Source organism: Kosakonia sp. S57 (genome assembly GCF_016516575.1).
Classification (GTDB): domain Bacteria; phylum Pseudomonadota; class Gammaproteobacteria; order Enterobacterales; family Enterobacteriaceae; genus Kosakonia; species Kosakonia cowanii.
This window is the reverse complement of sequence record NZ_JACVUL010000005.1, coordinates 19,196-28,295: the sequence shown is the minus strand read 5'-3', so window position 1 is coordinate 28,295 and position 9,100 is coordinate 19,196. Positions and strand designations below refer to the sequence as shown.

At 58.5% G+C, this 9,100-nt stretch carries 8 protein-coding genes; 3 read left to right on the top strand and 5 right to left on the bottom strand.

Annotated elements, in window-relative coordinates; all coding sequences use genetic code 11:
- Positions 1-13 precede the first annotated feature (13 nt).
- The 3 genes from IAE48_RS06225 to yegS all read left to right on the top strand — a co-directional run bounded on the left by IAE48_RS06225 (position 14) and on the right by yegS (position 3,378).
- Positions 14-745 carry a tetratricopeptide repeat protein gene (locus IAE48_RS06225; protein ID WP_200133822.1) on the top strand — a complete coding sequence of 244 codons (732 nt, stop codon included), beginning with the start codon at positions 14-16 and terminating at the stop codon, positions 743-745.
- 117 nt (positions 746-862) lie between these two features.
- On the top strand, positions 863-2,224 hold the full coding sequence (yegQ, locus tag IAE48_RS06220) for a tRNA 5-hydroxyuridine modification protein YegQ (RefSeq protein WP_200133821.1): 1,362 nt from the start codon (positions 863-865) through the stop codon (positions 2,222-2,224).
- A gap of 251 nt (positions 2,225-2,475) precedes the next feature.
- Positions 2,476-3,378: a lipid kinase YegS gene (gene yegS / locus IAE48_RS06215; protein ID WP_200133820.1), complete on the top strand. Its 903-nt coding sequence runs from the start codon at positions 2,476-2,478 to the stop codon at positions 3,376-3,378.
- A gap of 509 nt (positions 3,379-3,887) precedes the next feature.
- On the opposite strand, the gene IAE48_RS06210 is transcribed toward yegS, so the two are convergent.
- The 5 genes from IAE48_RS06210 to IAE48_RS06190 are packed head-to-tail and all read right to left on the bottom strand — an operon-like array spanning position 3,888 to position 9,071.
- Positions 3,888-4,661, bottom strand: a complete 774-nt coding sequence (locus IAE48_RS06210) for an ABC transporter ATP-binding protein (protein WP_042712809.1) — start codon at positions 4,659-4,661, stop codon at positions 3,888-3,890.
- A 10-nt stretch (positions 4,662-4,671) separates the two neighbouring features.
- Positions 4,672-5,535 (bottom strand): ABC transporter ATP-binding protein, encoded by an 864-nt coding sequence (locus tag IAE48_RS06205; protein WP_200133819.1) that lies wholly within the window; start codon positions 5,533-5,535, stop codon positions 4,672-4,674.
- A complete protein-coding gene (locus tag IAE48_RS06200; RefSeq protein WP_200133818.1) occupies positions 5,507-6,412 on the bottom strand; it encodes an ABC transporter permease in 906 nt (301 codons plus the stop codon). The genes IAE48_RS06205 and IAE48_RS06200 overlap by 29 nt, the downstream gene beginning before the upstream one ends.
- Positions 6,409-7,446 carry an ABC transporter permease gene (locus IAE48_RS06195; protein ID WP_023478569.1) on the bottom strand — a complete coding sequence of 346 codons (1,038 nt, stop codon included), beginning with the start codon at positions 7,444-7,446 and terminating at the stop codon, positions 6,409-6,411. Before IAE48_RS06195 ends, IAE48_RS06200 begins: the two co-directional genes overlap by 4 nt.
- Positions 7,443-9,071, bottom strand: coding sequence for an ABC transporter substrate-binding protein (locus tag IAE48_RS06190; protein WP_200133817.1), 1,629 nt, complete (start codon positions 9,069-9,071; stop codon positions 7,443-7,445). The genes IAE48_RS06195 and IAE48_RS06190 overlap by 4 nt, the downstream gene beginning before the upstream one ends.
- Positions 9,072-9,100 lie beyond the last annotated feature (29 nt).

Here is a 9,100-nt window from a genome sequence, read left to right as displayed (position 1 = left end):
TTATAAGGAAGGGATGGTGAGGAAATATACCTACGGCGCGCTGGCGCTGATGTTCGCGGCCTTCGGTTGCCAGGCAGAGATTACCGAAGCGCAAATTAAGGCTGACTGCGCCAAAATCAGCAGCTACGCAAAACAGGGCGAGACCTTCTACAGCGCGAAAAACTACCCGAAAGCGCGTGAAGCTTTTGAGCAGCAGGCGGCGTGGCTTGAGCAGTGCGAGTTTGGCAAGAATGATCCCAATGATGTGCTGATCGCCACCGCCTACAATAACGTCGCGCTGACCTGGATCCGCCAGGGCGAATACCGCAAAGCGCAGGCGTGGCTGACCATCATGCCGGATGACGAGAAGTCGAAATATAACCTGTCGCGCATCCAGGACAAACTGGACGCGCTGCCGAAGCCGACCTCCCCTGCCGGTGAGTACTGGCAATATTCCGGACGCAGTGGTTTCCAGACCCTCAAGCTGACATCGCAGGGCAACGACACTTATAAAGCTGACTGGGAAGGTGCCTACTACGGTCTGATGGGGCTCTACTCCGGGCCGAATATCGGCGAGTTCAGTGAAAAAGTGACGCTCAAAGCGGGTAAAGGCGATATCGTCATTTCGGATTTAGGCACTACCTGTAAGATCTCGCTGGCGCTTTCGCCGGATGGTAAAAGTCTCGCTATGAAGACCGACAACATCGACAACTGCGCTTTTGGTCATAACGTCAGCGCCGACGGTACCTACCTGCGCGTCAACTGAGACGCCGGTTTACTCCCCCGGCGCGCAGCGCTACAATTCCCGCCCTAAATTCAGGGGAACTCCCCTGCCGCCCCATGAGAATGGGGCGATCTGACCTGTCATCAGAATGAGATCATCATGTTTAAACCGGAACTTCTCTCCCCGGCGGGAACGCTGAAAAATATGCGTTACGCTTTCGCTTACGGCGCGGACGCCGTTTACGCAGGCCAGCCGCGCTACTCGCTGCGCGTGCGTAATAACGAATTCAACCACGAAAATCTGCAAATCGGCATTAACGAAGCCCACGCGCTGGGTAAGCAGTTTTATGTAGTAGTGAATATCGCGCCGCACAACGCCAAGCTGAAAACCTTTATCCGCGATCTGCAACCGGTGGTGGAGATGGGGCCGGACGCGCTGATTATGTCCGATCCGGGGCTTATCATGATGGTTCGTGAACACTTCCCGCAGATGCCGATCCACCTCTCGGTGCAGGCGAATGCCGTCAACTGGGCGACGGTGAAGTTCTGGCAACAGATGGGGCTGACGCGCGTGATCCTCTCCCGCGAACTGTCGCTGGAAGAGATTGCCGAAATCCGCGCCCAGGTGCCGGAGATGGAGCTGGAGATCTTCGTTCACGGCGCGCTGTGCATGGCCTACTCCGGCCGCTGCCTGCTGTCGGGCTATATCAACAAACGCGACCCGAACCAGGGCACCTGCACCAACGCCTGCCGCTGGGAGTATAACGTACAGGAAGGGAAAGAGGACGCGGTCGGTAACATTGTGCACGTTCACGAGCCGATCCCGGTACAGAACGTTGAGCCGACCCTCGGCGTTGGCGCGCCGACCGATAAGGTGTTTATGATTGAGGAGGCGCAGCGTCCGGGCGAGTACATGACCGCCTTTGAAGATGAGCACGGCACCTACATCATGAACTCCAAAGATCTGCGCGCGATTGCCCACGTTGAACGTCTGACGCAGATGGGCGTGCACTCGCTTAAGATCGAAGGCCGTACCAAATCCTTCTACTACTGCGCACGCACCGCGCAGGTCTACCGCAAAGCGATTGACGATGCCGCAGCGGGTAAACCGTTCGACACCTCATTGCTGGAGACGCTGGAAGGGCTGGCGCACCGCGGCTATACCGAAGGCTTCCTGCGCCGTCATACCCATGATGATTACCAGAATTACGACTACGGCTACTCGCTCTCTGAGCGCCAGCAGTTTGTCGGCGAGTTTACTGGCGAGCGCAAAGGCGAGCTCGCGGCGGTGCGGGTGAAAAATAAGTTCTCCGTTGGCGACAGCCTCGAATTGATGACGCCGCAGGGCAACGTCAACTTTACGCTGGAGCAGATGGAGAGCGGCAAAGGCGAAGCGATGTCTGTGGCACCAGGAGATGGTTACACCGTATGGCTGCCGGTTCCCCAGGATATGCCTCTGGAGTACGCGCTTTTGATGCGTAATTTCACTGGTCAGACAACCAGAAACCCGCACGGAAAGTAATTTAGCAGGGTTATTCTTACGGTGCGAAGATTCTTAGAATCGGATCACACACCGCCACGTTTAATGCGGTTATTATGCACTCCGCTGAAAAAACATAACCCATAAATGCTGGCTGTACCAGGAACCACCTCCTTAGCCTGCGTAATCTCCCTTACGCAGGCTTATTTTTTTCTCCCTTTATCTGCTTTTTCCACGCCTTCGCTTTTCCTGAGATACACTTTCGTCATGGATTTTTTGTCAGGACGAAGAGAATGAGTACATTTCCCACAAGCTTATTGATCCTTAACGGCAAAAGCGCCGGTGACGAGCCGCTGCGCGAAGCGATAAATTTGCTGCGCGATGAAGGTATGGATATTCAGGTGCGCGTCACCTGGGAAAAAGGCGATGCCGCACGTTATGTTGCAGAAGCGCAGCAGCTTGGCGTCGCGACGGTGATTGCTGGCGGCGGTGATGGCACCATCAATGAAGTAGCTACCGCGCTGGTGAATTGCCCGGGAGAGCATAAACCGGTGCTGGGTATTCTGCCCCTTGGCACCGCTAATGATTTCGCTACCAGTACCGCCATCCCGGAAGCGCTGGATAAAGCCTTGCAGCTGGCGATTGTCGGTAAAGCGGTGCCGATTGATATTGCGAAAGTGAATAATGAGACCTGCTTTATCAATATGGCGACGGGCGGTTTTGGAACGCGCATTACCAGCGAAACGCCAGAAAAACTGAAAGCCGCGCTCGGCGGCGTCTCCTATCTGATTCACGGCCTGATGCGTATGGATATGCTGAAATCTGACCATTGCGTGATTCGCGGCGAGGATTTCCACTGGGAGGGTGATGCGCTGGTGATCGGTATTGGTAATGGTCGCCAGGCTGGCGGCGGTCAGCAGCTCTGCCCGGAGGCGCTGATTAATGATGGTCAGTTGCAGCTGCGGATTTTTACCGGCGAAGAGATTATCCCTGCCCTCTTCACTACGCTGACCCAGCAGGAGGAGGATAATCCGCATATTATCGATGGTCACTCGGCGTGGTTTGAGATCACCGCTCCCCATGAAATGACCTTTAACCTCGACGGCGAACCGCTGCGCGGCGAGCATTTCCGTATGGAGGTGCTGCCCAATGCGTTGCAGTGCCGCCTGCCGCCGGATTGCCCGTTATTGAAATAAGGTTTATCGGTGAACCCTAAACCGTAGGCCGGATAAGCGGTACGCGCCATCCGGCATTATCTCCGCGGCACAATTGCCGGATGGCGGCTACGCCTTATCCGGCCTACAAAAACGCGCTTTCAGCGACACCGACTTTGTTTTTATCTGCAATATGACAGCGACGGTGTTGACCCCCGCTGAAATCGGCGAACCGAAGCGGGAATGACAAGGTCTGGACGCCATGGATGGCGGACAGAGGCGAACCGAGACAGGATGTCGAGTCGAGCCGGCCGCAGTCAGGCACGCGGGAGGTGAGCGCAGTGCGCAGCACCGATTTCCTCGCGGGGCCGCGGGGATTGACAAGGGGAGCGCGGCCGCTCCCCTTGTCCCGTTCACCGCACCGGTGATAAAAATATTTCGCCGCACACCTGGTGAACGGAACCATTCCTCCAAGGCAACATGCCGCCGCCAATGCCTGATGGCGCTACGCTTATCAGGCCTACGCCGTTTCAGGGGCTATATACCGGTGATCAATACGCAGCTACCTCGCGCGCCATCTCGCGGCTATATTGCTGGCTGGCATTCACCAGCATCCGCGTATAATCCGTTTGCGCCGCGCCGCTGACCAGTGCATCCACCGTTAAGGTTTCAAGGATTTTCCCATGCTGCATCACCGCCACCTTCTGGCAGAGATGGGCAATCACCCCCAAATCGTGCGTCACCATCAAATAGGTTAACTGCGACTCCTGATGCAGCGCCGCCAGCAGGTTGAGGATCTCCGCCTGCACCGAGACATCCAGCGCCGAGGTCGGCTCATCCAGCAGCAGCACCCGCGGCTCGAGAATCAGCGCCCGGGCAATCGCCACGCGCTGACGCTGTCCACCGGAGAGCTGATGCGGATAGCGCTCGCGAAAGGCGCGGCTTAAGCCAACTTTATCCAGCAGCGTGTTGATGCGCCGATCGCGATCGTTAATACCGTGGATTTGCAGCGGCTCTTCGAGAATATCGCCGATGGTATGGCGCGGATGCAGCGAACCATAAGGATCCTGAAACACCATCTGCACCAGTCGGCAGCGCGGCCGGCTGAGGCGCTTCTCCAGCCGCTGATCGTTAATCGCCAGCTCGCCCTCCCAGTGGGTAAAGAGCCCCGCCAGGCACTTCAGCACCGTGGTTTTGCCCGATCCCGACTCGCCCACCAGGCCATAAATCTCCCCCGGCTGCACGGCAAAGGTCACATCGCTCAGCACCTGGTTGCGCTTCTCCCCGTCGCCAAACGCCAGGTTCAGGTGATTTACAGTAATCATATGGCTCTCCTCACTCGCCCAGCCAGCTGGCCTGACGCTGCAACACCGGCAGCACCGGTCGACGGTTGTGAATCTCTGGCAGGGCGTGGATTAACCCCTGCGTATAGGGGTGCTGCGCGTTATCGAGATCTTTGGCAGCGATAGATTCCACCACGCGCCCGGCGTACATCACCAGCACGCGATCGCAGAAGCTGCGCACCAGGTTGATATCGTGGCTGATAAAAATCAGCCCCAGCCCGCGCGATTTCACCAGATCGTCCAGCAGCCCCAGCACCTGCAAACGCACCGACACATCGAGCGCGGAGGTCGGTTCATCGGCAATCACCAGCTCCGGGTCGGTGATCAGCATCATGGCGATCATGATGCGCTGCCCCTGTCCGCCGGAAATCTCGTGAGGATAGAGGTGATAGACCCGCTCGGGCTGGCGAATGCGCACCACATCAAGCATCTCCAGCACTTTGGCTTTCGCCGCCTTTTTCTGCCCCGGATGGTGAGTCAGCCAGGCCTCGGCAATCTGATCGCCGACGCACACCACCGGGTTCAGGGAGTACTTCGGGTCCTGCATAATCATCGAGATACGTTTACCGCGCACCTGGCGCATCTGCGCCTCGGTGACCTGTTGCAGATCGATATTGCCAAACTGCATACGCTCGGCGGTGATCCGCGCTTTCGCCGGATGCAGGCGCAGCAGCGCCCGCCCGACGGTAGATTTACCGGAGCCGGATTCGCCGACAATCGCCAGCTTCTCCTGGCCGAGGGTAAAAGAGACGCCGCGTACCGCGTGGGTGACCGCGCCTGCGTTGACGAAATCGACATGCAGGTTGCGCACATCGAGAAGCGGCGAGTTATTCGCTGCGGGGATCGAGGATGTCACGTAAGCCGTCTCCTAAGAAGTTGAACGCCAGGCTGTTGATCAAAATCGCCAGCCCCGGCATGGTCACTACCCACCAGCACTCCATCATGTAGGTGCGCCCGCTGGAGATCATCGCGCCCCACTCCGGATCGGGCGGCTGCGCGCCGAGGCCGAGAAAACCCAGCCCGGCGGCGGTGAGAATGATGCCCGCCATATTCATGGTGATACGGATAATCACCGACGGCAGGCAGAGCGGCACAATGTGTCGCCACAGCACGCGCACCGGCGACGCGCCCTGCAAACGCACCGCAGAGATAAAATCGGCCTGCCGCAGCGACAGGGTTTCCGCCCGTGCCAGCCGCGCAATCGGCGGCCAGGCGGTAAGCGTAATGGCAATCACCACATGCTCAAGGCCGGGGCCGAGGGCGGCGACAAACGCCAGCGCCAGCACCAGGCTCGGAAAGGAGATAAAGATATCGGTGACGCGCATCAGCACCATATCGACTTGGCCGCCAAAGTAACCGGCGGTAACACCGAGCAGCAGGCCGAGCGGGCCGACGGTGACGGAGACCAGCAGCACGATATAGAGCGTAATGCGCGAGCCATAGACCAGCCGGCTGAAGATATCGCGCCCGAACTCATCGGTGCCGAACCAGTGGGCGGCACTCGGCGCGCTCAGGGCATTGTTGAGATCCATTACCAGCGGGTGGTAAGGGGCAATCAGCGGCGCGAAGATCGCCACAATCAACAGCAGCAGGATAATGCTGCCGCCAATAGCGGTGAGGGGGTTGCGCGCCATTTTGCCAATAAACCCCGCCGTGCGGCCAAAGCCACGCCTGATACGCTGGCTGCGTTCGCGGCGGGCGGCTGAAACAGGCGAATCAAATGAGACCGTCATGATTTCGTCCTCGGATCAAAGAGTTGATAGAGCATGTCGGAGAGCAGGTTCAGCAGCACAAAGATCACCCCTACCAGCAGCACGCAGCCCATCACCGCATTCATATCGCCGAGCAGCAGGCTGCCGGTGAGATAGGAGCCAAAACCGGGCCAGGAGAAGACCGTTTCGATCAACACCGCCCCTTCAAGCAGCGAGCCGTAGGCCAGCGCCACCACCGTTAACAGCTGAACAAGAATATTGCGGAAGGCGTGATTCCAGATCACCTGCCGCTCGGTCAGCCCTTTGACCCGCGCGGTGATGATGAACTCCTGCGAGAGCTGCGCCAGCATAAAGCTGCGCGTCATACGGCTAATGTAAGCCAGCGAGTGAAAGCCGAGCAGCGAAGCGGGCAGCACCAGGTGATTAAGCGCGTTCCAGAACACCTGGCCATTGCCCGCCAGCAGCGCATCGACGGTAATCAAGCCGGTGCGACGCGGCACCAGGCCATCCAGCCCGAGATCGAGCCGCCCGGCGCCGCCAACCCAGCCGAGCCAGGCGTAAAACAGCAGCAGCCCCATCATGCCGACCCAGAAAATCGGCGTTGAGTAACCGGCAAGGCTGATGATGCGCACCACGTAATCGGCCACGCTGTTGCGCCGTGCTGCCGCCAGCACGCCAAGAGGAATGCCCAGGCCAGCGCCGACGATAATGGCGAACGTCGCCAGCTCCAGCGTTGCCGGGAAGACGCGCAGAATATCGTCCAGCACCGGTTTGCCGGTCAGCAGCGCATTGCCCAAATTGCCGTGCAGCAGGTTGTTGAGGTAGATACCAAACTGCGTCATCAACGACTGATCAAAGCCGAGCTGGTGGTAAACCTGCTGATAAGTGCTGTGATCGGCATCGGGACCGACAATCGCCAGCACCGGATCGACCGGCATCACGCGGCCAATAAAGAAGGTCAGCAGCAGCAATCCGAACAGGGTGATCGCCACCTGGGTGAGGCGCGTCGAGACCCGACGGGCCCGCGAGCCGGGTGCAAGCAGTAGCATACTCATGGTTTCTCTCCTTCAGCGCCGTCGCGTTTGTAGACTTCACGCAGAAAGGTGGTTGCCGATGGATGCGACTGGAAGTTTTTCACCTCATTGCGCACCACTACCGAATCGACCATTTGCGACAGCGGGATCAGCGCCGGGATCAGCTGGTCATAACGCACCTGAATTTGCTGATAATCCGCCTTCTGTTTGTTTGGATCCCGCTCCAGCAGGGCATGGTCGATCATCTCATTAAGCTGTTTGTCGTAGAAACTGGTGCGCCAGCCCTGGAAGTTGGTCAGCCGGGCTTCATCGCTGTTATCGGGGTTATAGACCAGCGCGCGCAGGCTGGAGTGCGGGTGCGGCTCAACGCCGCTGCCGCCGCGCCCGACCAGCATGTCGAACTTGCGCTCACGCATCGCGCCGTAGATCTGGTTACCAGTGCCGGTGATGATTTTGGCGTTGATGCCGGCCTGCATCAGCGTCGACTGCACGGCAATGGCGATATTGAGAAACGGCTGATCGGCCAGCACCCGCAGCGTGGTATCAAAGCCCTGCGGGTAACCCGCTTCCGCCAGCAGCTTTTTGGCGCGCGGAATATCGAGCCGATAGCCGGGGTCCGGCAGCGTTGAGGGCATTCCCGCTTTAATCGGCCGCTGGTGCAGCACGCCGTAACCCGGCATCAGCGCATTGTTGATGCCCTGATAATCAATCAGATAGCGCACCGCTTCGCGCACCTTCGGGTTGGCGAAGTGTGGCTCTTTCATGCTCATCGCCACGTAGTAGACCGTGCCCTTTTGCACCGCCTCGACGGTAACATTCGGGTCTTTTCGCAACGCGTTGATATCCGATACCGCCATGTTGTTGGCAATATCGAGATCCCCTTTCGCCAGCATCAGGCGCAGGGTTTGCGACTCTTGGAAATGGCGCAGCACCACGCGGCTCAGCTTTGGCTCTTCGCGCCAGTAGTGCGGGTTACGCTTCATGCGCAGCACATCTTTCGCCTGCCAGGTCTCGAGCATAAACGGCCCGGAGCCCGCTTCGTTGGTGGTCAGCCAGCGGTTGCCCCAGTCGTTATTTACCGCATGCTGCTGCACGGTTTTGCTGTCGAGCACGCCAAGGTTGCCCAGCGCGCCGAGCGAGTAGAGCACCAGTTGCGGATCGTTGGCTTTCGGCAGGGTGATTTTTACCGTGTAGGCATCCGGGGCGCTGATCTGCTGGTCGATATTCTTTTTGCTGAAACCGTAGGATTTCCACACCGAGGCCTGCGCGAGGTTGAGGTGTAAAAGCCTGCGCATCGACCAGACCACATCCTCTGCGGTTAAAGGGTTGCCGGAGTGAAATTTCACGTCGTCGCGCAGATGAAAGGTCAGGGTTTTGCCATCCGGGCTGACGCTCCAGCTTTTTGCCAGCGCCGGTTTTACGTTAGTCAGCTCGTTAGGATCCAGCTCCACCAGCGAGTCGTAGAGATTGACCACGATGCCGACCACTTCGTTGCCGGTCATCGCCGCCGGATCGAGAGTCAGCAGGTTGTTCATGTTCATGCCGATGATGAGCTGATCGGGCGGCGTTTTTGCCGCTGCCGCGCCGCTGCCCACCATCAACGAGAGCGCGAGCACGCACGCGCCCGCGAGGGAGTTTTTTTTCATCTATCTGTCGCCTGTAGGGTACGTTTTGC